Genomic DNA, 25,268 nt, shown 5'->3' with positions numbered 1-25,268 from the left:
ATCACCTTAGTTGCCTATTTATTGCCGCTCTTTGACATAGGTCATGGTGCTGTACCGGGCTGCCATCTGGGATGAGGCAGGGAGGCTTTAAAACGTATATCGTATGAATATTAACCAGCGCTTTGCTGCGTCCACTATCAGATAGCGACCTTTCTCAGGGACTTGCCCGATTATGTTCGATGAGCAGCTGTTCAACCGCCCCCTAGTAGAAAAGTACGACAGGCCGGGGCCCCGCTACACCTCTTATCCTACCGCTCCGCAGTTTCATGCTGCGTTTGCCGAGGATGACTACCGCAGTGCCGCTGAACGTAGTAATCAGGCTGAAGAACCAAAGCCGCTGTCGGTCTATGTGCATATCCCTTTCTGCAAAAGCCTCTGCTACTACTGCGCCTGCAACAAGATCATTACCCATAACACCGAGCGGGCGGCGGAGTATCTCCAGTGGCTAAAGCAGGAGATTCACGTACAGGGGGCGCTATTCGATAGCACTCGGCGAATGACTCAGCTACACCTGGGAGGCGGCACCCCGACCTACCTGAGTAACGCTCAGCTAGGCGAACTAATGGCAGCGCTGGACGAGGCCTTCCATTTTGCTGCGCCCGAAGAGCGGGAGTTCTCGTTAGAAGTGGACCCCCGCACGGTGACTCCCGAACAGGTGTATGAACTGTTCGCACTGGGGTTCAATCGCTTGAGCTTCGGGGTGCAGGACTTCGATCACGACGTGCAGCAAGCGGTCAATCGCGTCCAGAGCGAAGAACAGGTGGTCTCCCTGGTTAAAGCGGCGCGCGATGCCGGCTTTGAATCGGTCAGTGTAGATTTGATCTACGGACTGCCGCTGCAGAAGGTAGCGAGTTTCGATACCACGCTGGCCAAGATTATTGACCTGCAGCCGGACCGCATTGCCGCTTACAGCTACGCTCACCTCCCCAAACTGTTCAAGGCTCAGCGGTTAATTCGCCCTGAGGATATGCCGCCGCCAGAGCGTAAGCTGGAGCTGCTAGAGCTTACGATTAAGCGCCTGACCGCCGCGGGATACGTATACATCGGCATGGATCACTTCGCCTTGCCGGATGATGAGCTAAGCTTGGCCCGTGAAAACGGCACGTTGCAGCGTAATTTCCAGGGGTACTCCACCCACGCCGACTGCGACATGATTGGGCTGGGAATCACGTCTATCGGGAAGGTGGGAGATACTTACAGTCAAAACGTCAAAGAAACGGCCCAGTACCAGCACCGTTTGAATGAGGAGCGCTTGCCCGTTTTCCGAGGCTATCGGCTTAGCGACGATGATCGCTTGCGTCGTGATGTCATCAATACTCTGATGTGTCATGGACATATTGAATTTGCCGCTATTGAAGCGCGTCACAACATCGACTTTCGCACTTACTTTGCAAGTGCATTAACAAGTTTGGAAGAGATGGCGGAGGATGGGCTGATTGCCTTGCGTGACAGTGACATTGAAGTGTTACCTGCAGGGAGATTAATGATCCGCAATCTCGCCATGGCGTTTGATGCCTACCTAGCACCAACCGAGAGCCGTTACTCGCGAACTGTATGATGTTCAAAGCGGCGGCCAGCTTTTCTGAATAGATGATGCTGTGGCTGACGTGCTGTTCCACCGTCGCAAATGACACTCGCTACTCATAGCCCGTCATTTCAAGATAGCCAACGCCGATCTCTTCTTGGGTCTGGGTATTGTGTACTGTCACGTCGCCCTCCCAGTAGGGAACGCTAGTCGGCATCCAGCGGTTAGGGTGGCGCGCCTCAATGGTCACATCAATGTCCGCGGAGGGGAGTGTCAGTTGCCAGCGGGTGGGAATCTCTCGCTCAGCCACGCTTGCGGTGGACAGGGGCGTGAGGGAAAGAATATCTGTGCCTATTTGCTGAGTGGTTCCTTCGGCATCGAACAAGTGAGCGAACAGGTAGTCGCCACCGTTTTCACCCCCGCCTCGTAGCCGGTAAGCCATTAGCTTGCGGCCGTCGTTTAAATGCAGCGAAAACCAGTCCCAGCCGGTCTGCTCGGGGGTCAGCAATTGGCTGCTCCACTCGCGGTCTAGCCAGCCGCTGCCCTGCACCCCGTGGGTTTCTCCGTTTAGCGTCACGCTGCCTGTAACGGTTAAAAAGGGCTGGCTGTAGTAGTGAGAGCCTTGGCCTTCCACGGTTTTGGCGTTAAATCCGTTTTCGCCGTGCCATATCAGCGGTCCTTCTGCCTGCAGGGTAAGTTCATAGCCAAAACGATCGTCGCCTTCACCGCTGTAGGCGGTTAGGGAGAAGCGCTCAAAGTTTTCATCTGAGGGGCTTTGGAATGTCCAGTCGTCTATCCACGCTTGAAAAGGAGCGGCGACTACCCCAGCTTGCCCTTGGGGTTGGCCGCTATGACTGCGTGCGAAGCGTTCCGCAGCGAGGTGGGTAGCGTGTTGTGAAATGCCCATGTGCGCCATCCATACTTGGTCGCTGGCCCAGGGCGTTGGGGTGGGGCGTTCCTGGGGCGGCATGAGTGCTTGGCGAAAGAGCGTCCACTGCAGCCCCAGCGGTTCGCCCGTCTCATCTTCAAGGTTGGCGGTGAGGTACCACCACTCAATACGATAATCAGGGTGCGGGCTGTGATCGTCAGGAAACACCAGCGGCGTAGCAGCGTTGGCGTGGACAAACCCATCGGCCTGTGCGCCAAGTCCAGCAAAGCCCTCTTGGGCAGGTGGCGCGCTTTCAATGCCGCCTTCGCTGCAGCCGATAAGGCTTATAAGCGCTATAGCGCTGAATAACAGGATGCTTAAACGCGGTCTGTTCATGTATCGCCCTCATTGAGCAGGGCGCGAGGCGAAGTGCGCCAGAGTTGAAGACAGGGCAATACAGCCGCCAGCAGGGCAACGCCCAGGGCTGTTAACAGCATCGTGGCGATATCCAGCGGGAATAGCTGCAGTGGAAGCCGCCACCCGAAGGCGGCGACGTTGATTACCGCTACCAACAGCCAGGTAATGGCGATGCCCAGGGGTAGTGCAATCAGGCCCGTTAAAAGCGCAAGCCCGCCCAGCTGAATTAACGGCAGCGTTACCAGCGTGGCGCGAGGAACGCCGAGCGCCCAAAGGGCGGCTAGCTGGCGCTGGCGTTGATGCGCCTGGGCCAGCAGCGTTGCGAGTAGCGCCAGGGCGGCAACGCCAAGCGTTAGCCCATTAAGGGCGCGGGTAATACTAAAAGTACGCTCAAAAATCTGGGTAGCGACCTGCTTTACCTCGTGCTGGTTCACCAGCGCCTCAGAAGATAGGTTGAATTCATCCATCAGGGACTGGCGAAATTGGCGCTCATCGGTGCTCTCAGTGAGGGCAGCACCGATGGAGGCTAGCTCCCCATCAAAGTGCTGTGTTAGTGCCTCTACCGTGAGCAGTACCTGCTGTTGGGGGTTGCCGTAGTCAGGGTAAATCGCGGCTACCTTAAAACGGTCAGCGCCTTTTTGGGTATCGAGTGTCATGGTGTCGCCCGGTACCAGGGCGCGGGCTATTGCCATTTGCTCGTTGATAAAGACGCTGCCGTTGCTGAATGCTTGCCAAGCGGAGTCGGTATCGCCGTGGGTGTCCAGTAATGGCCAGTTAGCAGTTAACAGCGGCGAGGGGTTTACGCCAAACAGCGTCACCGTGCCTGGAATATTTTGCTTTTCTGCTGCGGAAGACGTGGCCAGCAGTTCCGTACTGCCTCTTGCGGTGGGTAGCGTTTCAAGCACGCTATCTTGCGTGAGCAGCCACTCGTTGAGCGGCGCTAACGTCGAGGGCACGGCATTGATATACAGCGGTGCACTTAGGCGCTGGTCTAGCCACTCTAAAAACGTCAGCCTAAAACCGCCGACCATGCTGCTCACCCCCAGGTTCGTGGCTAGTGCAATTAGCAGTGCCACCATGGCAAGTGATAAACGGGGTAGCTGGAGCTGCATATCGGCGATTGCCCACTGCACTAGGGCGAAGCGGCGAAAACTTTTTTGCAGGGTGTGAAGCACGCCGTACATCAGTGGGGGTAAACACAGGGCGCAGGTCAGCAGCAGCGCTGCCACGAGGCTAAAGCTCACCACCAGCCCACTGCCCGCGGGCAGTCTGCTTAGCCAGAATGCTAGCCCAAGGGTGAGCAGCGCCGCTAAACCACCTGCTTTTAGCATACGCATGAGCTGGCGCTGGTAGCCGCTGCGCCACGCGTAGGCGTGACCGAGTGCCAATACGTTTAATCGTGCTGCGCGCCACAGGGTTCCGCTGCCGGCAAGTAATAGGCCACCCAGGGTAATCGCGACGCTCCCGAGCCAATAGTGCCAGGGGAGCGATAACGACTGCTGAACATCCGCCCGGTAGAGCGAGGAAATAGTGCTCGCCACGTCTGGCAGCAGTTTCCCAGCAAGCCAGAGTCCGCTGATAAGGCCAAGACAGGCGCCGAGTACCCCAAAGACGAGCAGCTCCATAAGGATTGCGAGCGTTAATGTCGTTGCAGGGACGCCAAGGGCGCGTAGCGTACGCAGCGAGGCCAAGCGCTGCTCCATGGCTAATCCTAAGGCGGCTTGAACAATAAATAACCCGACTACCAGCGAGAGTAGCGCCAAAGCGATCAGATTTAGATGAAAGCTATCGGTAAGCTGTTCGGGTGACGCGAGATTGGCTGCACGGGTTATCTGGTAGCCGTCGGGCGGCTGATCAAGCGCTTCTGGGGCGGTAGCCAGGCTCAGTGCCGCTTGTTCTCCAAACAGACTAGACGCCGCAGCAATATCCATGATGAGCGTGTCAGGCGGTAGATCGTTACGCAGCGTCAGGGGCGGTAGCGTTTGTCCGGCAACCGAAGGCGTTGCGCCGGTGGCCTCCTCGCGGTTAAGCCCCAGTGACGGCAAGGTGTCTGGCGCTAGCTGTGTTTGCCAAGGAGGGGTGATGAAATCGTTTAAAGAGCCACCTTCTGCACCTGAAGAGGGCAGTGTTAAAGGGTCAATGCCCAGCACGGTAAAGCGGGTGCCATTATGTGTGAAGGAGGCCTCTAACAGCGGCGAAACGGGAAAGCCTGCGCGACGTAGCGTTAAATAGTCATCAACGGTTAGCGGGTTGCCATCGCGGCGGTCGAGCTGGTCAGTCTCAGCACTGAAGAGCGCATTGGCACGGGCATAGCTCTCTTTTGCTGTGGCGTTAATCGCTTGAACGCTGCTCCATAGGGCACTGGCCACCCAAAGCCCCACCAGCAGCATGACAAGTTGTGCAGGGTGGCGCTTGTAGTGGCTCAGCAGCGTCATCAGCACACGTCCTATCATGCGCACACTTCCTGCAGTTGGCCGAGGTGAAGCCGGTAGGTGCGACTGAGAGGCGCGGCGACGCGTGCGCTATGCGTCACCATGAGTAAGGCACACTGCGTCTCTTTAACGAGTGCTAACAGCAGGTTAAGCACTGTATCGGCCGTTTGCTCGTCCAAGTTGCCCGTAGGCTCGTCGGCTAAGAGCAGCGCCGGGCGAACAGCCAACGCACGGCCAATCGCAAGACGCTGCTGCTGGCCGCCGGAGAGTTGTTCTGGGTAGTTCGCTTCTCGCCCGGCAAGTCCTAAGCGTTCTAGCAGGTGCTGACTCCACTCGGGGTTTTCGCGCCCTGCAAGCCGTGCTTGAAGCCGCAGGTTATCGGCAACGTTTAAACTGGGTACCAGATGAAACTGTTGAAAGATAAGCCCCAGTTGCTGACGACGTAGCGCGGAACGTGCGGACTCCTTTAGGCCAGAAAGCGTTTGCCCGTTGATGATGACACTGCCTTGATCCGGCGTATCTAGCCCGGCGGCCAGATGGAGCAGCGTTGATTTACCGCTACCCGATTCGCCCATTAGCGCCACGCTACTTCCTGGCTGAAGCGTGAGATTAACTTGGTTGAGGACATGAATCTCGCCCTGCGGCGTGCTGAACGTTTTGCTGATGTGCTGCAGGGCTAGCATGGTGCCTCTCCTTGAGGGTCTTTAGCGGCTAATATAGCAAAGCCCGCAAGATATAGGGCTTTGTGTTTTACAAAAGTTTTATGTGTTTTTTTGTTTGTATCACTATTGGTGGTTCTCTGTGGCGTTATAGCATTGAATAAAGGTTTAGTTTAAGAAGGAGTTAGCCTCTTGCGTTTGCATTACCACGGTCTCATGCCTGAGCGCATCGGGTTTGTTTTACTGCCTCGCTTCTCGATGATGGCTTTTTTTTCCGCCGTCGAGCCTTTACGAATCGCGAACCGGATGAGCGGGCGCCCGCTGTTTGATTGGACGCTGTACAGCTTAGATGGGGAGCCGGTTAGTGCTAGTAACGGTATGACACTGATGGTGGATCAACCGATTGGTGAATGCTTTGATTTGCCATCGCTGGCGATATGCAGTGGCTTTGAGCCAGAGACTCACTTAACGCGCCCGTTAGTCAGTTGGCTGCACCGTTTAGACCAAGCAGGCTGTGTGCTTGGCGGCATTGATACAGGATGCTTTCTGCTGGCCGCTGCTGGGCTGCTAAAAGGTGAACGGGTAACGCTGCACTGGGAAAGCTTGCCTGCTTTTCGCGAGCGTTTTCCACGCGTCGACACATCCGATGAGCTGTTTGAGCTGGGTGAGCGTCGCTTCTCCTGTGCCGGTGGTGCGGCCGCTATGGATATGGCCTTGGAAGTTATCAAGCAGCGCCATGGCGCCAAGCTTGCCGTTGATGTCTCTGAGCAGCTTATTCATGAACGTCTCAGGAATCGGCATGACCAACAGCGTATGTCGCTGGCGCGTCGGTTAGGCACGCATAATCGGCGCTTGATTGAAGCCGTTGCTTTAATGGAACGCCATTTGGAGGAGCCTTTATCTCTGACCGAGGTTGCTGGTCGAATCGGTGTCTCTTCTCGTCACCTTCAGCGCTTATTTGAAGAGCATCTGCATCGCACGCCGCGCCAATGGTATTTATCACTTCGGCTAACGCGGGCAAAACGTCTGCTCACTGAAACCGATATGGATGTGTTGGAAGTGGGCGTCGCTTGCGGATTTTCGTCGAGTTCCAGCTTCGCACGCGCGTTTCGTGCCCAGTTTGGTGCGTCGCCGCTGGAGGCGCGCCGACACAATAGTGATTGAGGTAATGTTCAGCGTTTGTCGTTTTTTGAATATCTAAAGTCGCTTTGTGTCGTTTCAAATGTTTTCTAGTCGTCAAACTTGTCGAAGTATAACGCCAAATAGGAGACGACAATGAAGCGTATAGCCGGCAGGTTGAAAGGTATTGGCGCTTTAAGCGCTGTAGGGTTGGCGACTTTATCAATGACGGGACCCGCTGCGGCAGACCTGGATGAGGTGCGTTTTGGTGTGCCGCCCTGGCCTGGAGTGACGGTAAAGTCGGAAGTTGCTGCGCAGCTAATGGAGGCCATGGGCTATCAAACCCGCCAGCGTGATTTGGCCGTCAGTGTGATTCTGGAAGGCTTAACCCGAAACGATCTCGATGTGTATTTAGGTGGCTGGTATCCGGTGCAAACCGATATGGTAGAGCCGCTGGTAGCCGACAATAAAGTCGAAAAGCTGGTGTCCAATATTCAGGGAGCAAATTCTGGTTTAGTGGTCCCGCAGTACGTATACGACGCTGGTGTCACATCGGTGGCCGACCTGGACGCCTATCGTGACCGTTTCGACGGTGAGATTCAGGGCATCGAGGCGGGCACCGGGATTAACACAGCGATTCTCGCGGCCATTGATAACGATATTGTCGGGTTAGGCGACTGGTCGCTCAGAGAGAGTTCGACGGCCGCCATGCTGGCTCAGGCCGAGCAGAAAATGGCAAACGGCGAATGGGTCACCTTTGTGGGTTGGGAACCCCACTGGATGAACGTTAGCTTTGATATGGCCTATTTAGACGATGCCGATGACGCGGGGATTGCCCAGATCGAGAGCACGGTATGGAGCATTGTGCCCGCTAATATGGCGACAGAAGATCCTCAGCTGCACCGCTTTCTGTCACAGTACGTAGTGGATATTGAGGATCAAAACGCCTGGGTGCATAGCTATAGCTACGAAGATCGTTCCGCCGATGAAGTGGCCTCTGAGTGGATCAGTGCCAACTTAGGTACCGTAGCTACATGGCTGGAAGGAGTAACCGCAAAAGATGGTCAGCCGGCGATAGAGGCGGTGCGCGCTAGTTATCAGTAACAGAGCGTTAATGATCTAAGCGTTGGTTGAGCGCCTGGCAAAAATCTTGCCAGGCGCTTTGCATTTCTGGCAGCAGGGCATGGGCATGCAAGGCGGCGTGCACCATCGTTCTGGCGCTTCGATACCCTACCTGCACACCGTTACGGCGCCAGGCAGCAACGGCTTGTTCAAGTGGAGCGGTTAACGGGTCGTGCTCGACGCTAAGCACTTCCAGCTGCGCGTTGGGTGGGAGCGTATCGATCTGAGTGCTCAGCCCCGGGCAGAAAGGAAGCAGCGATAAGACATCGTTACGGCTAAGCAGCGGGGCATCAGGCCCCAGCGTTTGTGGGTTAAGCGGGCCAACCGGTGGATAAATAAGCCCTAGCGGGACGCTATGCGTTAGCCGCGTTAACACGTCCAGCGCCAAGCGCCCGCCTGCGCTATCACCAACGATGGCAGCAGGCGCTATCACGCGGGTGGCGCTTAAGCACTCTCCCAGCATGTCGCTGTAGTCCGCTTCAGGCGCTAAGCAATAGTCGAGACTGACAACGTGGCGCGAGAGTCGGTCGGCTAGGCTTGCCGCAATACCATGGTGGCTGTGGACGGACCCCAGCGTAAATCCTCCGCCGTGAAGATACATAACGCGACCCAGCTTGGCGGAGGGGGGAATAAAGTGCCGAAGCACTCGGCCTTCCCAAGGCTCGTCGGTAATGCGCATGCCGGCTGGGTTAGGCGGAGCAAATGTTTGGCACAGCTGGTCGTAGCGCTGGCGCGCCTCGACGGGCGTGCTCCGCGTGACGTTAGCTAAGCCTCGCTCAAAGCGGGTGATAAAGGTGTCGATATTCATAGCGATGCTCGTTATTTACGGCTGCTTTCGTTAACCTCCCAAGGCTTATTGAGTACTAGGCGTCAACCAGAGACGCCTAGTGTCATCGTGTGCCTTAGCTCAGTGTTTCTCACGGCCTGTATTAAGCGTCTCGCGGAACAGCGACAGTAGCACGCCCGCTGTCATCACCAGCACCACCACACTCAGCGGTAGGGCTGCCGCAATCAGCGCCGTTTGCAGCGCATTCAGACCACCGGCCACCAGCAGCACCGCCGCAACTAAGCCAATCACCACGCCCCAGAAAACGCGAAAGCGTATGGGCGGCTCGTTATCACCTAGCGATAAAATCGTGGTGAGCACCAGCGTACCGGAATCAGATGAGGTGACGAACCAGCTCATTAACAGAAAGACCATGAGGGCGGAGAGTATCCAGCCAAACGTACCGCTACCCACAATGCCATCCGCCGTAGCAAACAGTGCAGCCGGTAGGTTCCACGCATTTACCAGTTCGATAATGCCAGCGCTACCCGGGCCTCCCGCCGCATTTAGCTCCTGATGCATGGCGTTACCACCAAAGATAATCAGCCATACAAAGATGATGAGCGTGGGCACGAATAGAACGCCCAACACAAACTCGCGCAGCGTGCGCCCTTTGGAAATCCGGGCAATAAAGAGTCCTACAAAAGGCGCCCAGGCGAGCCACCAGCCCCAATAGAAGATCGTCCAGCCCTGTTGCCAGGCAGCTGTGCCTTCTTCCTCTGCATACCAAAGCCCCATGGGGATAAAGTTGACCGCGTAGTCGAGCAGGGTTTCGCCAAACACCGTGATTAGCCACAGCGTGGGGCCCGCTAGCAGAAAAATACCGATAACCACCAGGGATACCCAGATATTCATCTCGGAAATCAGCCGAATACCGCCACGCACTCCAGAGACAGCCGAAAGAATAGAGATCACTGAAATGCCTGCAATCAGCATCAGCTGAGTATTAAGGCCAGGGTCTACGCCCACCAGCCGCTCTAACCCAACGGCCATTTGGCTAACCCCCAGGCCTAGAGAGGTCGCCACCCCAAAGACGCAACCCAGCACCCCGAGGATATCGAACAGATGCCCGGCAGGACCGAAGATGCGCTCACCAATAAAGGGGTACAGCGCAGAGCGCAGTGCTAGAGGCAAGCCTTTGCGATAGGCAAAGTAGGCCAGTGACATACCCACAATCACATAAATAGCCCAGCCGTGAAGCCCCCAGTGAAATAGCGTCACGCGCAGCGCATCAATAGCGCGCTCGTGGCCAATCGCTGTGGCGTCTGCCATATCGGCATGAGGGTTGTTGGGGTAGCCAAAGGCGCCGGTATTATCGAGGTAGAACACCGGCTCTGCGACACCAAAAAATAGGATGCCAATGCCAATCCCGGCAGACAGCAACATCGCGAACCACGCAAAATTGCTGAACTCTGGGCGGCTATCGTCAGCACCAAGCCTTACGCTGCCGAAGCGACTGAAGATGATAAAGGCACAGACGGCGAGTAGCAGCATGACGGTAATGAGGTAATAACCGCTGAAGGTGCTCTCAATCCAGGCGCGTGTGGTACCAAAGACGCTGCTCGCGGTCTCTGAACCAAACCCAGTGAAAAGTACAAAGAGCAGCACAAGCGCGCTCGCGGTTAGCGTCATGCCTTTGTGCATGCCTTGGAAGAAGCCGCCCTGGGCAAGCTCAGTCACCATGTAGTCGGTACTAAGCTCAGCCTTGGGTGAGTGATTGGGTGAGGGCGGCGTGGGGCGATGGGGGGGAGTAGGCGTAGCGATATTCTTGTCCTCCTGGGCCGGGCGTCGGGCCGGCAGTCCCGGTAAATCGCCCGCCTTAGCGGGCGATTAGGGCGGTTTTATAAGGCGTTGCGGGTTTGTTGTTATCGCCGTATGGCTATCGTGCGGCCGGCGAGTTCTGGCCAATCCGAGGGTGAGGCGAGGGGTAACGCAGCAACAGCGGCCTCAACGGGCGTGGGAAAGGGGGCAGGGCGCCCGCTATCGCTATCCATGCCCATCAGCATCTGCTCGCTGGTGGCGAGCAGGTTACCTTCCGCGTCATGCAGCTTGAAGAAAACGTGCAGGCGTTTCGTGTCGCGATCCAGTAACGTCAGTTCTACGCTTAACGGCTGCCCTTCGTGGGCTTCACGGCGATAGCAGAGGTGCGTTTCAAGGGTATAAATAGTGTAGCAATGGCGTGTGCGGCCTGGTTCGTCTAGGCCGACGTGCTCCATTAACGCCTCGACCGCCAGCGAGAAGACCCGAGCGTACTCGGCATCGTTCATATGGCCGTTGTAGTCGACCCAGTTTGAAGCCACACGGCTCTCTAAAATGACCATTAGATACGTCCTTCCAAGCCCTCGGCTTCGGGCCAATATTTTTGTACCAAGCCCAGCAGTTCGACCAAAAAGTCATCGCGGCGGCGGTCAAGCTCAGCCACTGGACGCCCCGCAGCTTGGTGCTCACAGCCCTCCACCACACGGTCGATCAGCTCATCGGTGAGTTCTGGGGCTTCCAGTTTTGTCCAAGGTAGTTTTAGCGCCGGGCCAAACTGCTCCAGCATGTGGCGCATGCCCTGTTCGCCGCCTGCCAGATGGAAGGTGAGGAAGGTGCCCATCAACGACCAGCGCAAGCCGCAGCCGTAGACCACCGCGGCATCGATCTCTTCGGTCGTTGCCACTCCATCATTGACTAAGTGCAGCGCCTCGCGCCACAGGGCTTCCATTAGGCGATCCGCAATATGCCCCTCAATCTCTCGACGTACAACCAGAGGGCGCATAGCAAGCGCCTGGTAAAGCGTGCGGGCGCGCTCTAGTTGGTCAGATGCGGTGGCTTCACCGCCCACCAGTTCCACAAGCGGCAATAGATAAACCGGATTAAAGGGGTGCGCGACAATCACGCGGCCTGGTGCCCGCGTGCAGGCCTGCTGCAAGTCGCTGGGCTTGAAGCCGGATGTAGAGGAGCCGATCAGCACCTCTGGCGCGCTAGCCGCATCCAACTCAGCCAGAATCTTACGCTTGAGATCTAAACGCTCTGGCACGTTTTCTTGGATTAGGTCAGCACCTTTCACTGCCGCTTCTATGCTTTCCACAAAGCGCAGCCGCGTTGGGCTGGCGCCTTGGGCGAGACCATGCTTCTCCAGCGATGCCCAGGCATTGTCAACGAAGGCGCGGGTACGCTGCGGTGCATCAGGGTCTGGGTCGAAGGCTACAACATCCCAGCCGTTTGCGAGCGCCCGCGCGATCCAGCCATTACCGATAACGCCCGTGCCGATAACCGTGAGCTGTTGGCTCATGATTGACCTCCATTAGCTTGACCTTCAATACCACCGGTATGCGGGTTGCGTAGTTTGAGGTGTGCGCGCGTTTCGGCGGGTGTCATAACGCGGGCACCCAGGTTCTCAATAAGCGTCGAGGCGTGCTCTACCAGCTGGGCGTTCGTGGCCAGCGTGCCTTTCTTAAGGTAGAGGTTATCTTCTAATCCGACGCGGGCATGGCCCCCTAAAAGCACGGCTTGAGCTGCCATGGGCATTTGATGACGACCAATGCCGAAGGCTGCCCACTGGGCGTTTTCTGGCAGCTTATTGCGCATGGCTAACATAGTTTCAGGGTCAGCTTCAGCGCCCCAGGGAATGCCCAGGCAGAGCTGATAGAGAGGGTCGCCTTCAATCAATCCCTCTTTCTGCAGCTGACGCGCAAACCACACGTGGCCCAGGTCAAAACACTCAAGCTCCGGTTTAACGCCAGCCGCCTGCACCAAGCGTGCGTGCTCGCGCAGCCAGTCGGCGGGGTTGACGTAGACCATATCGCCAAAGTTGAGGCTGCCGCAGTCGAGCGTACACAGTTCGGGCAGTAGTTCACCTACCGGCTCATGGCGCTGAGCCGGTGTTTGAATGTCAGTGCCGGGGCCGCCACGGGTGGGGTCATTCGCGTCGGGAATCCAGTCGCCGCCACCGCCTGCGGTGATGTTCATGACGATATCCACGTCGGCTTCGCGCACACGCTCCATCACTTCGCGGAAGTGATCTAGGGAGTGGCTGATGCCACCCGTTTCGGGGTCGCGCACATGAATATGCGCTATGCTAGCCCCGGCTTTCGCGGCGGCAATGCAGTCATCGGCTATTTGCTTCGGGGTGATGGGCACGTGTTGGCTTTTTGCCGTCGTGTCGCCAGCGCCAGTGACTGCACAGGTTAAAATCACGTTTCTATTCACTTGCTGCTCCTTTTGAGGGCTAAGGGTTTGGCTCTATTGTGGCAACAAGCTCATTGTTTCAATTAGCATTAAGCGACATCAGATAAACACTAGGCGACAGGTGTGCTCCTTTGCAGGTGATGGGTGCGCCATGAATGTGTTTCCATCAGGTCTCTCTGGATCTGTTATTGCTCTGCTATAAGTGCTAAGGACATTGTTATGCGCTTTTTAAAACCGGTTGTTATGACGTCACTTGTTCTTTCTTCATTGCTATCCACCTCACTGGTAGCGCAGGACGCCCACATAGGCAGTGTGCGAACTGAGTTCAAGTTACTCGGCCCGAACAGTACGATTGAAGTTGAGCGCTTTGATGACCCAGAAGTGCAGGGTATCTCCTGCTATCTCTCGTACTCTCAAGTAGGCGGGATTTCAGGCGCGGTTGGCCTTGCGGAAGAAGCCAGTGAGGCGAGCGTGGCGTGTCGGCAAACAGGGGAGATTGCCTTTGACCCTGACGACGTAGAAGAGCAAGAAGTGGTGTTTAATCAGCGCCGTTCAGCGCTTTTCAAAAATATGCGCGTAGTCCGTATGCACGACGCTGAAACGCACACCTTTGTGTATCTAACTTACAGCACCAAGCTTGTGGATGGTTCACCCAAGAATGCGATTTCAGCCGTTCATTACGGCGAGTTTTAGGAAAGAGGTTGAGGGGAAGCAACCAACCATCAGTGCTATCAAACTGAAAAGCGCCCGATGAAAAGGGCGCTTTGGGGGGAGGTTAACCGCCGAATTTCTCATTTTCACCTAAATTTGGGGTTTCATCTTTTTTAATATTTGCTTTAGCGATCTCGTAAAGCTGGAATGCTTTGCTCTCTTTTGCCTTCCAGTGCTCGCCCATTTGCACTTTGATTTCCATCAGAGCGACATCGGGGTCATCTTTACCTTCAGGGAACCAGGCAGCGATGAAAGGGTTCCAGTATTTTTCAATCAGCTCGCGGTTATCGGTCAGGCTCGCTTTGCCTGAAAGCGAAACATACACACCCTCTTCTTGGTCGGAAAAGCTGAGGCATACATCGTGATCGCTCTTCGCTTCAAACACCTTTTCGGCACTACGGCGTGTGAAAAACCATAGGGTGCCGTCGTATTCATCCTGCACTAAGTGCATTGGGCGGGCACGGGGCACCTCGTTATCAAGGGTCACTAACATGCCTACTTTAATATCCTTGATCATCTTCCAGATCTTCTGCTTATGTTCCGGGCTGGACATAGCGCCACTCTCCTTATGTGTTGAGGACTGATCATCGCCACTTCGGATACTCGTGCATCGAAGTTGGCTGTAAGTTATACGAAAGCTGTTTAGCGAGGCTTTTCTGTAAAACTTACGTATCCAGCCTAGCGAGTATTACGCTAGTCAGCAAACATCTTCGGGCATCTTCTTACCATCCAAGCGGTGGGGGGTGGCGAGAAGCCCAGCGTCAGCGCTGCTAGGCTTAGAGGCTAGGTTCTCAATAACAACGAGCGAATACGATGCATGTTCATGAGTATCAACAGTACGATGCCACCGGCCTCGCTGAGCTAATTCGTGGTGGAGAGGTGAGTTCAAACGAGGTGTTCGATGCAGCGGTGCAGGCGATTGAAACGCTAAACCCTACGCTGCATGGGGTGGTGAGAACGCGCTTTGAGCGCGCCAGCCATGAGCGTTTGAACGTTAGCGAGCAAGCACTTTTTGCAGGCGTGCCCACGTTAAGTAAAGACCTATTGATGGCACTTGAAGGGGAGCCGCTCGCTTTTGGCAGCGCCGCCCTAGCCAACTGGCGCCCTAAGGAAGATTCGCTACTTATTAAGCGTGTGCGAGATGCAGGCTTAGTTGTGATGGGGCAAACCGCGACCCCTGAGCTGGGGCTGATGGGAATAACGGAACCGAAGGCCTTTCCGCATCCGCAAAACCCTTGGCGAGAAGGATATTCCCCCGGTGGTTCAAGCGGTGGTTCCGCCGCGGCGGTAGCCAGTGGCATGGTGCCCATTGCGCTAGCGGGGGATGGCGGTGGCTCTATCCGTATTCCCGCCAGTTACTGCGGCCTGTTTGGTTTTAAACCTTCTCGTGGCCGGGTGCCGCTTGCGCCTGCCCACGGTGAGGTGTGGCAAGGGGCGGTAGTCGAGCATGCGATCACGCGTAGCGTGCGGGATAGCGCGGCGCTGTTAGAGCAGGTTAATGGCATGGCACCTTCTGGCCCTTACCCCATCCCCCGGGAAACGGGCTATGTGGCGGCGCTATACTCTTCCAGCAAACCGCTGCGTATCGCTGTGTCACTCGGTGGTTTTTTAAGTCGTGGCTTAGGGACTCAGATAGGTGAGGAAGTAGTCACGGCCGTTGAGAAAGCGGCTAACGCGCTGGCCGCCATGGGGCACGAGGTAGAGTGGTGCGACCCGCCGGTTGATGGCAATGCCCTGGCGGATAGTTACCTTACGCTCTATTTAGGCCACCTAGCTGCAGACCTCCATTGGGTGAGCCAACAGACTGGGGTGCCGGTGCATCGGCTAGCCATCGAGCCTGCCACCCGCGCGGTCGGCAGGCTAGGTGCAAAGCTGTCGGCGCGTGATTATGAGCTTGCCAAGCGCTATTGGCATGAAGCCGCTGAGCAGATGAGCCACTTTCACCAGCGCTATGATGCGCTGGTGATGCCCGTAGCCGCAGATGTTGCCCCTAAAATTGGCGAGCTTTATCCGACGGCCACCCGTGAGCGATTCATGTCACTGCTAGCCATACCCGGTGTGCCGTCGCTGGCATTAAAAGCGGGGATGCTAAAGCGGCTGGCAGTGGATGCGCTTCGCCGCACCCCGTTTACCCAACTGGCCAACCTTACCGGTCAGCCGGCGATGTCTGTGCCTTTTCATGTGGCGGCGAACGGGTTGCCTGTTGGCGTGCAAGTGGTAGGGCGTTTGGGCGAGGACAAACAGCTGCTGCAGTTAGCGGCCGCCCTGGAGCAGCACGAAAATTGGCAGTGCCGCGTTTGCCCGCAAGCGTTTGGCGTTTAAGCAGGGTAAACTACGCCGCTTTGAAACAACGCTTGGCACCCTGCATGCAACCCATTGATATACCCACACGCTATGAGTTAACCCAGGCGGGGGATCGCTACTTCGACGGCTTAGTCGATAAGTTTTCGCGCTCGCTGTATCAAGCACCCCGGGGCGAGCTGCGCTTGGCCATGCTGGATTACTTGCTGCCTGACATGCTAACGCTAAAGGCGCAGCCTGTGCTCGATGTGGGGGGCGGTTTAGGGCAGCTTGCTGCATGGTTGGCAGAGCGTGGGCACGCGGTGACCATGGCAGAGCCTTCTCAGGATATGCTCGCCCATGCTAAAGCCTGGCATGCTGAGCGTATTGCTGCCGGTGCCATGCAGCCCGAACAGCTTGATTACTTGTCGGCGCCGCTTCAGGCATTAGCTAAGCAAGCGCCCGGGCCTTGGCCGCTGATTACCTGCCATGCGGTGCTTGAATGGTTAGGGGAACCGCGCCAGGCCATGCAAACCCTTGCTCGCTTATTAGCCCCTGGTGGGCAATTAAGCTTGATGGTGTTTAACCGCGATGCGCTGCGGTTTTCTAACGTGGTGAAGGGCAACCTGCAAAAAGCGTTCAGCGACCAGTTGGAAGGTAAGGGCATGCGGCAGCGCTTAACGCCGATTTCCCCGGTCACCCACGATGACGTATGCCAATGGGGAGCGGAGAACGGCTTAATCATGGAAGGCGTCGCGGGGGTGCGTGTGTTTCAGGACTATCTGCGCCAGCCTCCTGCTAACGAAAGCGAACAAGCAACGCTGCTGGCGCTGGAAAAGCAGTACTGCCGCCAAGACCCTCACTGGCGGCTGGGCCGCTATCTACTCTATACCTTTAATAAACCTGAGGCTGACCGATGAGTGCTCAACTTCCCGCTTGCCAACTTCTTGAACGCTATTACGGCAGCGCTGCTCAGCTATGGCCGATTGCCCCACCTTTTGACCCCTGGTTGATAGACCACTCCGCGGCGATGGTAAGCGGGGATGTAGCGCTGCGTGGGCAGTGGGAAGCCCGCGATAAAGTTGCCGCCAGTCCGTTTGATGCCCCTTTTACTCAGCAGGCAGGGCAGGTGGTGCTGTTCTGGCCGAAGGCTCACCAGCTGGGAATTTGGTGGCTTGAGTGGCTGTGTCGCGTGTTGCCTGAAAATACGCCGATGGATGTAGTGGGTGAGCACCAAGGAGGCATTAAGCGCGTGCCAAAGATTCTTAGTGAGCTGGGGATGCGCTGCGACAAGCTGGATAACGCTCGGCGCTGCTCGCTATTCGCTACTCGCACGGTAGCGATTGAAACGCCGACAAGCGCCTGGCAACCCTTTGAAGCACTGGGTATAACGCTGGTGAGCCACCCTGGTGTCTTTGGTCATGGCAAAGTGGATGAAGGTACCCTGCTGCTGTTGCAAGCCCTTGAAAAAGCCCTTGATGCGCTGCCCCGCAAAGCGTTGAAAGTGCTGGATATGGGGTGCGGCGACGGCATTATCAGTGCGTGGCTGGCAGCGCGTGGGCATCAGGTCACCGCCGTAGATGTCAGCGCTTTTGCGGTAGAAGCCTGTCGTCGCACGCTTGCGGCGAACCAGCTTAGCGGCCAAGTGCTGGAGAGCGATGTTTATACAGCGCTTGAAGGGCAGCGTTTCGACCTGATTGTAAGCAACCCGCCCTTTCACCAAGAGCGCGACGTTAGTTACGGCCCTAGCGCCCGATTAATGGAAGAGGCGCCGAGCTACTTAACCGTCCAAGGGCAGTTGATCGTAGTGGCCAATGCGTTTTTGCCTTATCCCGGCCTGCTGGAGCGCACCTTCGGTCGCTTCGAGACGCTGGCGGATAATCGGCGTTTTCGAGTTTACCGCGCCCAGTTAGAAGCTCAGCCGCAAGAGAGTCGTAAACACGGCCGTCAGGCATCGAATAAAAGACGTTAAACGGCTGCTACGCTTTTCCCGCGTAGCGAATGGCGGTGACGGTATAGAGCGTTTCGCCGTTGGGCGTTAGCACCGTGACGTCATCGTCGACTTCTTTGCCTAGCAGCGCTTTGGCCATGGGGGCGTCGATACTGATCCAGCGTTTTTGAGTATCGGTTTCATCGTGGCCAACAATCCGAATAGAGAGCGCCTCGCCTTTCTCATCTTCCAGATCGACAAAGGCACCGAAAAAGACTTTATCGGTGTTGGCCGGTAACCTATCGACGACTTGCAGTTCGTCCAAGCGAAGCGTCAGGTAGCGAATTCGCGCAATAACGCGGTTTAGCTCTTTCTTGTTGTAGGTGTAATCCGCGTTCTCGCTGCGATCGCCTTGGGCCGCCGCCTCACCTACTTTTGCCGAAATCTCAGGCCGCTTAACCCTAGTGAGATGGTCCAAAATACTGCGCAACCGAGCAGCGCCTTCGGCGGTAATCAGGTTGCTTTTGGGGGCTTGGCGCGGGTCTTTGGCGGGGTCACGCCAGCGCGTCATATTGCGGCCTTTCATCAGTTTTTTTCACCTTGAACAAAATGACAAGCTTACGCTAAGGGCGGCTACTATCACATAGCCGATGATTGACTGGCGAATCATTCAAACGTTCGTTACATTGTGAGAGGGCAATTCTAGTCAACCGCTGTATAAAAATAATCTAGGAGCTTTTGATGCATACACTCTCTTTTTCTCGCTTATTGTTAGCCGCTGCCCTGGGCAGTACCTTGGCGCTAGCACCGTTAACCGCGTCGGCTTATGAAGGTGACGTGTTTTCCCTAAAAAATCGTTGGGAAAACACCGTGACCGAGATGCCCCAAAATCAACGTGAAAACACCTTGAAAGCGCTGGCCAGTGAAGCCGAAGCGCTGGCTGAGCAGTATCCGAATGAAGCGGAGGTGCTTATTTGGCAAGGCATTGTGCTGGCCTCTTATGCCCGTGAGCGCGGTGGCCTTGGCGCATTAGGTATTGCGGGCGATGCCCGGGATGCGCTAGAGCGAGCAATCGAGATGGATCCACAAGGTGGTAATGGGTCGGCCTATGTAACGCTTGGCGCTCTTTACGATCGAGCGCCAGGGCGTCCGTTGGGATTCGGCAATAGTAATACGGCCGAGCAAATGTTTCAGCGAGCGTTGGCCATTCGCCCTGACGGTATTGATGTTAACTACTACTACGCAGCGTTCTTGAAAGAGGAGGGCAATGCCCAGGCCGCCCGCGAACACGCCGAGCGGGCCGTCAGCGGAACTGCCCGTGACAACCGCCAGGCGTCTGATGAGGCGCTACGTCAAGATGCCCAGGCACTGCTTCAAACGTTATAGTCGTCTTGATTCGGTCGCTTGAGACAGTTGGTGGCTGAATTGGCATTCCCGGTGCCGAGCATTGATAATAGATCGATTGCTATCATCGGGAGTGTTTCATGGCGTCTAGCCCCAACCCTGCAGCAGCACCCAAGCTTGGCCGCAATGATGTTGAGCTTTTTAAGCGCGACACCTTGTACCAAGGTTTCTTCCGCCTGGAAGCACTAGAGCTGCGCCATCGCCTGTTTGAAGGCGGCTGGAGCGGCACCATGCGCCGTGAAGTGCATAATCGCCATGATGCGGTGGGCGTTTTACTGTATGACCCCGCTAAAGATGCCTTGGTGCTGGTAGAGCAGTTCCGTGCAGGCGCCATCGATGACCCGTGCTCCCCCTGGAAATTAGAGCTGGTGGCTGGGCTTGCGGATAAAAATGAGCCGCTTGATGAGGTCGCCCGTCGAGAAGCGCTGGAAGAAGCGGGGTGCCACGTTGGCCCGCTCACTCAGCTGCACACGTATTACCCTAGCCCCGGCGCCTGTAATGAGCGGGTAACGCTCTTTTGCGGATTGGTGGATAGCCAAGGGTTGGGCGGTATTCACGGATTGGATGAAGAGCATGAAGATATTCGTGTTCATGTCGTTAATTATCCCGCTGTATGGGAACTCCTGGAGCAGGGAAGGCTCGACAACGCCATGTGTTTGATTGCGCTTTACTGGTTAGCGGGGCAGCGCGCGTCGCTGCGAGCAGCCTCTCATCGCGCCGTACAACCCAACACAGATGCCAAGCGAACCTGATGAGGAGTGAACATGGCCCGAACTGCCTATGTCACCGATTTAAAATCTCTGCAAGGCGAGTGTAGCGCTAACTACTTGCGCTTGATTCGTCTTGTGGGGGATATGGAGTGTGGCCAGCAGCGTGATATTGCGCTGCACGGCGACGACCAGCACTTTGGCGATTTACATCTGACTATTGTGCAGCAGGCCCCTTACACCACCATGGTTGAGGTGTCTCAAAGCGGCCCCCTGGATGCGGTGATTGAAGGGCCGCGAATGCGCGTTCACCTGTACCATGATGTGCGTATGGCCGAGGTGACGGACTTTCAGCGCGAGCGTCATTTTAGCGGCCGCTACCGTTACCCCAATGCCAGAATGCACCAACCGGATGAAAAGCTGCAGCTCAACCGCTTTTTGGGCGAGTGGTTAGCCCACGGTTTGGCCCATGGTCACGCCTATGATGTCCCGGAGACACCTTAATGCGGTTGGTTCAAATTACCGATGCTCACTTACATGCCGATAAAGAAGCGCGTTCTAGAGCTGGCGTGCCCTGGCGGCAATTTCAACAGGTGATAGAGCGCGTCATTGCCGAGCGCCCCGACATTGTGGTGTTCACCGGAGACGTTAGCCAGGACGAAACCTCCGCTTCCTATACGCTGGCCTGCCAGGCAATGGCGACGCTGCCTTGCCCATGGTTCTGGATTCCTGGCAATCACGATCAGCCAGAGCTGATGCTAGCGGAGCACCCCTTGCTTGAAGAAGTAGATTTAGAGCAGTGGCGTTTGCTGTTATTAAATACGCGGGTTGAGGGGCAGCCCTACGGTCGGCTAGGCAGCGCGCAGCTCTCCACCCTGGCAGCACAGCTTGAAGCCGACGACCGGCCGACGCTGATTGCCATGCACCACCCGCCGGTTGCGGTAGGGGCCGCGTGGATGGACGCCATTGGCTTGCAAGACCGAGATGCCTTTTGGCAGGTGCTGAGCGCCTATCCCCAGGTGAAGATTGTGCTGTTTGGCCATGCGCATCAGGCCTATGCCCAAAAGCACTGCGTAGCGGGCGCGGAAATCGGCGTGTATGGCTGCCCAGCCATGGCAGATCAGTTTATGCCCAACGCTGAAAGCTTCACGATTGATGAAGCCTCTCGGCCTGGTTATCGCGTTATTGACCTGCACGGCGCCGAGTGGCAGACCTGGATTGAACGCGTGGCGCTGTAGCGCTTTGCTGCATAATTTCCCCCTAAGCATCACCGTAAAACGGCAACCCGGCTGGTTGTTCTGCGTTGCGATGTCCAACAAGTAACGTCCCTATGGGCAACGACGGTCGTGGTAGAAATTGCTGGCCAAACGTTAATAGTCCATAAGAGTATAAAAAGATAGTTATTAATTCTTTTGGGTTATTATTGGGCCAGCGTTACCCTACTCATCATTCGCCATCTCTGGGTACTGCCCGGTGTGACGGCAAACAGCGTTTGCACATGCAAGCTTCGTTTTGTGAGGGAGTAGGTAATGAACCAGTTTTCTACGCCGTCGGCGGCGCAGCAAGAGGTGCCCGGCGCGCCTGACGCTGCAAGGTTGACCCATTTAAAGCAGCTAGAAGCTGAATCGATCCACATTATCCGGGAAGTTGCCGCCGAGTTTAGTAATCCGGTGATGATGTACTCCATTGGTAAAGACTCCTCGGTGATGCTCCACTTAGCTCGCAAAGCGTTCTACCCCGGCACACCGCCGTTTCCGTTGATGCATGTTGATACCACCTGGAAATTTCGGGAGATGATCGCGTTTCGTAACCGCATGGCAGAAGAAGCGGGCATGGAGCTGATTGTGCACACCAACGAAGAGGGGCGGGCGGCCAATATCAACCCCTTCGATCACGGTAGCGCTAAGTACACCGACATTATGAAGACCCAGGCGCTGAAACAGGCCCTGGACAAGTACGGCTTTGATGCCGCTTTTGGCGGCGCTCGTCGTGATGAAGAGGCATCTCGCGCTAAAGAGCGCGTTTACTCCTTCCGCGATAAGTACCACCGCTGGGACCCGAAAAATCAGCGCCCTGAGCTGTGGAATGTGTACAACGCCAAGGTCAATAAAGGCGAGTCTATCCGTGTCTTCCCGCTCTCAAACTGGACCGAGCTGGATATCTGGCAGTACATCTATTTAGAGTCGATTCCGATTGTGCCGCTCTACTACGCCGCCAAGCGCCCGGTGGTGGAGCGTGACGGTATGCAGGTGATGGTTGACGATGAGCGCTTGCCCTTAGCGCCCGGTGAAGTGCCGGAAGAGAAATTTGTTCGATTCAGGACATTGGGCTGCTACCCGCTGACCGGTGCGGTGGAGTCAGAAGCGGCTACGTTGCCGGAGATTATCCAAGAGATGCTGTTGACCAAGACCAGCGAGCGTAGCGGCCGCGCCATTGATCGCGACCAAGTCGGTTCGATGGAGAAGAAAAAACGTGAGGGGTACTTTTAATGGCTCACCAGTCCAATTTAATCGCGGATAACATCGAGCAGTATCTGCACGAGCATGAAAATAAAGACCTGCTGCGTTTTATCACCTGCGGCAGCGTTGATGATGGCAAGTCCACGTTGATTGGTCGATTGCTCCACGATTCGAAAATGATCTTTGAAGATCAATTGGCGGCGATCACTCAAGCGTCCAAAACCAGCGGCACCACCGGTGACACGGTTGATTTAGCGCTGTTGGTAGATGGCCTGCAGTCTGAGCGGGAGCAGGGCATCACCATTGATGTGGCCTACCGTTTTTTCTCGACCGATAAGCGTAAGTTCATTATTGCCGATACCCCAGGGCACGAGCAGTACACCCGTAACATGGCCACTGGGGCTTCTACCGCGAGCTTGGCGATCATTCTGATTGATGCCCGCTACGGCGTGCAGACCCAAACCCGCCGCCATAGCTTTATTGCGGACTTGCTGGGCATCCAGCACCTGGTGATTGCGGTCAATAAGATGGACTTGGTAGGTTTTTCTGAGGCGCGCTTCAATGAAATCGTTGCCGAGTACCGCCAGTTCGCGACGAACCTAAACGCACCGGACATCTGTTTTGTGCCGATGTCGGCACTCAACGGTGATAACGTCGTGAATCCAAGTGAGCAAACTCCTTGGTATTTCGACGCTGGCGCTGAGGAACACTACGAAGGCAAAACGCTGATTGAATTGCTGGAGAGCGTGGAAATCAGCCGTGACCAAAATCTCACCGACTTGCGCCTGCCGGTGCAGTACGTGAACCGCCCCAACCTGGATTTTCGCGGTTATTGCGGCACCCTGGCAGCAGGCGTGGTGCGCCCAGGGCAGGCGGTGAAAGTATTACCCTCGGGTAAAACATCGCGCGTTGCCCGCGTGGTGACCTTTGATGGCGACCTAGCGGCTGCTTATCCAGGGCAGGCGATCACCGTCACCCTCGAGGACGAAATCGATATTTCCCGTGGGGACTGGATCGTCAGCGCTGACGCCGAGCTGCCACTTTCCAACGCATTCAACGCTGATATTGTCTGGATGCATGAAGAGGCGCTCACCCCCGGCAAGCTGTATGACTTCAAGCTAGCCACCCGCGATCTTTCGGGACAGGTAAGCGCGATTGAGTACCAGATTGATGTCAATACGCTGGAAAAGCACACCACCGATGCGCTGGGCTTAAACGCCATTGCCCGCTGCGAGGTCGAGCTTACCGCTGCCATCCCGGTCGATAACTACCGCACTAGCCCTGGTACGGGTAGCTTCATAATCATTGATCGGCTAAGTAACGTGACCGTCGGTGCAGGCATGATTCGTAGTGCGGCCAATGCTCGTGAGCAAGCGACTGCCACCGATTGGGTTGCTTTCGAGCGTGATTTAAACGCGCTGGTGCGCAAGCACTTTCCCCATTGGGAAGCGAAGGATATTCGCGACTTACTGAGTCGTTAGCCCCACAGATTGCTGCGCTCCGCTCGCAATGACAGCCACGTCATTGTGAGGAGCCTGCGACGAAGCAATCTCATGCCGTCAGCAGCAAATCTGTAGATTGCCGCGCTTCGCTCGCAATGACAGCCACGTCATTGCGAGGAGCCTGCGACGAAGCAATCTCATATCGTCAGCAGCAAATCTGTAGATTGCTGCGCTCCGCTCGCAATGACAGCCATGTCATTGCGAGGAGCCTGCGACGAAGCAATCTCATACCGTCAGCAGCAAGTCTGTAGATTGCCAAGCTTTGCTCGTAATAACAGCACCGCTTGCCTGGACGACGGGAGGTAGGCGTTATTCCGCGTTCGGGAAGAACAGCTGCTGTCCGCCAACGGTAAAGTCTGCGATGGCCTGTTGCCCTTCGTCAGACACCAGCCATTCGTGCCACTGAGCGGCCAACTCGTGCTTGAGGTGCGGATGCAGCTCCTCGGATAGCATCAGGCTACCGTACTGATTGAATAGCGCCTCGTCGCCTTCGAACAGTAGCGTTAGGTCTTGCGGGTTTTCAAACGCGACCCAGGTGGCACGGTCAGTAAAACTATATGCATTCATGCCGGCTGCGGTGTTCAGCGTTGGCCCCATACCGCTGCCCAGCTCCCGGTACCACTCACCTTGGGGCGTCACGCCCGCCTCTTCCCACAGGCGTAGCTCGGCGCGGTTCGTGCCGCTGTCATCTCCACGAGAAGCAAACGGTGCTTTGCTGTCAGCAATCAATGTAAAAGCTTCTATAACGCTTTCGCTTTCAGCAATGCCCGCTGGGTCGTCGTTCGGCCCAACGATCACGAAGTCGTTGTACATTATATCCAAACGCTCGGTGGCGTACCTATCTGCCACAAACTGCTCCTCACCTGCCGTATCGTGTACCAGCAGGCTGTCGGCATCGCCCCGGCGGGCAATTTCAAACGCCTGGCCGGTGCCAACGGCTACGACCCGCACGTCGATGTCGGTGGCCTCGGTGAACGTGGGAATAATGGCGTCGAATAGTCCTGAATTCTCGGTAGAGGTAGTGGAGGCCAGGGTAATGTAGCCACCATTGGCAAGCGCCGATGAGCTGAAGGTGAGCGTCGTAGCGCATAAACCGGCAACGATGAGCGGAGTAATCTTATTCACGGTTCTGCT

The 25,268-nt window shown here is 56.2% G+C and carries 24 protein-coding genes; 13 read left to right on the top strand and 11 right to left on the bottom strand.

From position 1 onward, the window contains the following. The first annotated feature begins 172 nt into the window (after nt 1-172). Entirely contained in the window at nt 173-1,558 is a 1,386-nt protein-coding gene (gene hemN / locus LG301_RS10120) for an oxygen-independent coproporphyrinogen III oxidase (RefSeq protein WP_404471034.1), read from the top strand. Nucleotides 1,559-1,637: 79 nt separating this feature from the next. Here hemN and LG301_RS10115 read toward each other — a convergent pair whose 3' ends face one another. Genes LG301_RS10115 through LG301_RS10105 form a run of 3 tightly spaced genes read right to left on the bottom strand, consistent with a single transcriptional unit; the run spans nt 1,638 to nt 5,925 of the window. Further along, entirely contained in the window at nt 1,638-2,789 is a 1,152-nt protein-coding gene (locus tag LG301_RS10115) for a lipocalin-like domain-containing protein (protein ID WP_404471033.1), read from the bottom strand. After that, the gene (locus LG301_RS10110; protein ID WP_404471032.1) at nt 2,786-5,263 is read right to left on the bottom strand and encodes an FtsX-like permease family protein; all 2,478 of its coding nucleotides are present in this window, start codon (nt 5,261-5,263) and stop codon (nt 2,786-2,788) included. The genes LG301_RS10115 and LG301_RS10110 overlap by 4 nt, the downstream gene beginning before the upstream one ends. Further along, nucleotides 5,260-5,925, bottom strand: a complete 666-nt coding sequence (locus LG301_RS10105; RefSeq protein WP_404471031.1) for an ABC transporter ATP-binding protein — start codon at nt 5,923-5,925, stop codon at nt 5,260-5,262. Before LG301_RS10105 ends, LG301_RS10110 begins: the two co-directional genes overlap by 4 nt. A gap of 168 nt (nt 5,926-6,093) precedes the next feature. Here LG301_RS10105 and LG301_RS10100 point away from each other — a divergent pair, with 168 nt between their 5' ends. Then, nucleotides 6,094-7,065 (top strand): GlxA family transcriptional regulator, encoded by a 972-nt coding sequence (locus tag LG301_RS10100; protein ID WP_404471030.1) that lies wholly within the window; start codon nt 6,094-6,096, stop codon nt 7,063-7,065. A 111-nt stretch (nt 7,066-7,176) separates the two neighbouring features. Then, nucleotides 7,177-8,124: an ABC transporter substrate-binding protein gene (locus LG301_RS10095; RefSeq protein WP_404471029.1), complete on the top strand. Its 948-nt coding sequence runs from the start codon at nt 7,177-7,179 to the stop codon at nt 8,122-8,124. A 7-nt stretch (nt 8,125-8,131) separates the two neighbouring features. Here LG301_RS10095 and LG301_RS10090 read toward each other — a convergent pair whose 3' ends face one another. The 5 genes from LG301_RS10090 to LG301_RS10070 all read right to left on the bottom strand — a co-directional run bounded on the left by LG301_RS10090 (nt 8,132) and on the right by LG301_RS10070 (nt 13,162). Beyond that, a complete protein-coding gene (locus LG301_RS10090) occupies nt 8,132-8,950 on the bottom strand; it encodes an alpha/beta hydrolase fold domain-containing protein (RefSeq protein ID WP_404471028.1) in 819 nt (272 codons plus the stop codon). Nucleotides 8,951-9,049: 99 nt separating this feature from the next. After that, a complete protein-coding gene (locus tag LG301_RS10085; protein ID WP_404471027.1) occupies nt 9,050-10,651 on the bottom strand; it encodes a BCCT family transporter in 1,602 nt (533 codons plus the stop codon). A 182-nt stretch (nt 10,652-10,833) separates the two neighbouring features. Beyond that, complete coding sequence (locus LG301_RS10080) at nt 10,834-11,289, bottom strand: thioesterase family protein (protein WP_172515048.1); 456 nt, start codon at nt 11,287-11,289, stop codon at nt 10,834-10,836. After that, nucleotides 11,289-12,245 carry an L-carnitine dehydrogenase gene (locus LG301_RS10075; RefSeq protein ID WP_404471026.1) on the bottom strand — a complete coding sequence of 319 codons (957 nt, stop codon included), beginning with the start codon at nt 12,243-12,245 and terminating at the stop codon, nt 11,289-11,291. Before LG301_RS10075 ends, LG301_RS10080 begins: the two co-directional genes overlap by 1 nt. Next, nucleotides 12,242-13,162, bottom strand: coding sequence for a 3-keto-5-aminohexanoate cleavage protein (locus LG301_RS10070; protein WP_404471025.1), 921 nt, complete (start codon nt 13,160-13,162; stop codon nt 12,242-12,244). The genes LG301_RS10075 and LG301_RS10070 overlap by 4 nt, the downstream gene beginning before the upstream one ends. A 198-nt stretch (nt 13,163-13,360) precedes the next feature. On the opposite strand from LG301_RS10070, the gene LG301_RS10065 reads away from it, so the two are divergent. Next, nucleotides 13,361-13,834: a CreA family protein gene (locus tag LG301_RS10065; protein ID WP_404471024.1), complete on the top strand. Its 474-nt coding sequence runs from the start codon at nt 13,361-13,363 to the stop codon at nt 13,832-13,834. Between the two features lie 82 nt (nt 13,835-13,916). Here LG301_RS10065 and LG301_RS10060 read toward each other — a convergent pair whose 3' ends face one another. Next, nucleotides 13,917-14,405, bottom strand: a complete 489-nt coding sequence (locus LG301_RS10060; RefSeq protein WP_009099863.1) for a pyridoxamine 5'-phosphate oxidase family protein — start codon at nt 14,403-14,405, stop codon at nt 13,917-13,919. Nucleotides 14,406-14,665: 260 nt separating this feature from the next. On the opposite strand from LG301_RS10060, the gene LG301_RS10055 reads away from it, so the two are divergent. Genes LG301_RS10055 through LG301_RS10045 form a run of 3 tightly spaced genes read left to right on the top strand, consistent with a single transcriptional unit; the run spans nt 14,666 to nt 18,104 of the window. After that, nucleotides 14,666-16,174: an amidase gene (locus tag LG301_RS10055; RefSeq protein WP_404471023.1), complete on the top strand. Its 1,509-nt coding sequence runs from the start codon at nt 14,666-14,668 to the stop codon at nt 16,172-16,174. 44 nt (nt 16,175-16,218) lie between these two features. Next, a complete protein-coding gene (locus LG301_RS10050) occupies nt 16,219-17,052 on the top strand; it encodes a methyltransferase domain-containing protein (RefSeq protein ID WP_404471021.1) in 834 nt (277 codons plus the stop codon). After that, complete coding sequence (locus LG301_RS10045; protein WP_404471020.1) at nt 17,049-18,104, top strand: methyltransferase; 1,056 nt, start codon at nt 17,049-17,051, stop codon at nt 18,102-18,104. Before LG301_RS10050 ends, LG301_RS10045 begins: the two co-directional genes overlap by 4 nt. 7 nt (nt 18,105-18,111) lie before the next feature. Here the strand turns inward: LG301_RS10045 and greB are convergent, their stop codons facing one another. Beyond that, nucleotides 18,112-18,648 (bottom strand): transcription elongation factor GreB, encoded by a 537-nt coding sequence (gene greB, locus LG301_RS10040; protein WP_404471019.1) that lies wholly within the window; start codon nt 18,646-18,648, stop codon nt 18,112-18,114. A gap of 155 nt (nt 18,649-18,803) precedes the next feature. Here greB and LG301_RS10035 point away from each other — a divergent pair, with 155 nt between their 5' ends. The 6 genes from LG301_RS10035 (at nt 18,804) to cysN (ending at nt 24,113) form a co-directional block, all read left to right on the top strand. Further along, complete coding sequence (locus tag LG301_RS10035) at nt 18,804-19,448, top strand: hypothetical protein (protein ID WP_404471018.1); 645 nt, start codon at nt 18,804-18,806, stop codon at nt 19,446-19,448. Between the two features lie 98 nt (nt 19,449-19,546). Continuing rightward, nucleotides 19,547-20,218 (top strand): NUDIX domain-containing protein, encoded by a 672-nt coding sequence (locus LG301_RS10030; RefSeq protein WP_404471017.1) that lies wholly within the window; start codon nt 19,547-19,549, stop codon nt 20,216-20,218. 12 nt (nt 20,219-20,230) lie between these two features. Continuing rightward, entirely contained in the window at nt 20,231-20,677 is a 447-nt protein-coding gene (locus tag LG301_RS10025; RefSeq protein WP_404471016.1) for a DUF1249 domain-containing protein, read from the top strand. After that, nucleotides 20,677-21,411: a phosphodiesterase gene (locus LG301_RS10020; RefSeq protein WP_404471015.1), complete on the top strand. Its 735-nt coding sequence runs from the start codon at nt 20,677-20,679 to the stop codon at nt 21,409-21,411. Before LG301_RS10025 ends, LG301_RS10020 begins: the two co-directional genes overlap by 1 nt. A 291-nt stretch (nt 21,412-21,702) precedes the next feature. After that, nucleotides 21,703-22,662 carry a sulfate adenylyltransferase subunit CysD gene (gene cysD, locus LG301_RS10015; RefSeq protein ID WP_404471013.1) on the top strand — a complete coding sequence of 320 codons (960 nt, stop codon included), beginning with the start codon at nt 21,703-21,705 and terminating at the stop codon, nt 22,660-22,662. Beyond that, nucleotides 22,662-24,113 (top strand): sulfate adenylyltransferase subunit CysN, encoded by a 1,452-nt coding sequence (gene cysN / locus LG301_RS10010; RefSeq protein WP_404471012.1) that lies wholly within the window; start codon nt 22,662-22,664, stop codon nt 24,111-24,113. The genes cysD and cysN overlap by 1 nt, the downstream gene beginning before the upstream one ends. A gap of 330 nt (nt 24,114-24,443) precedes the next feature. Here the strand turns inward: cysN and LG301_RS10005 are convergent, their stop codons facing one another. Next, nucleotides 24,444-25,259: a substrate-binding domain-containing protein gene (locus LG301_RS10005; protein ID WP_404471011.1), complete on the bottom strand. Its 816-nt coding sequence runs from the start codon at nt 25,257-25,259 to the stop codon at nt 24,444-24,446. Nucleotides 25,260-25,268 lie beyond the last annotated feature (9 nt).

Source organism: Vreelandella venusta (genome assembly GCF_044809155.1).
Lineage (GTDB): Bacteria > Pseudomonadota > Gammaproteobacteria > Pseudomonadales > Halomonadaceae > Vreelandella > Vreelandella venusta_B.
Note: the sequence above shows the minus strand (reverse complement) of the source record. Positions and strands in the feature narration are given on the sequence as shown.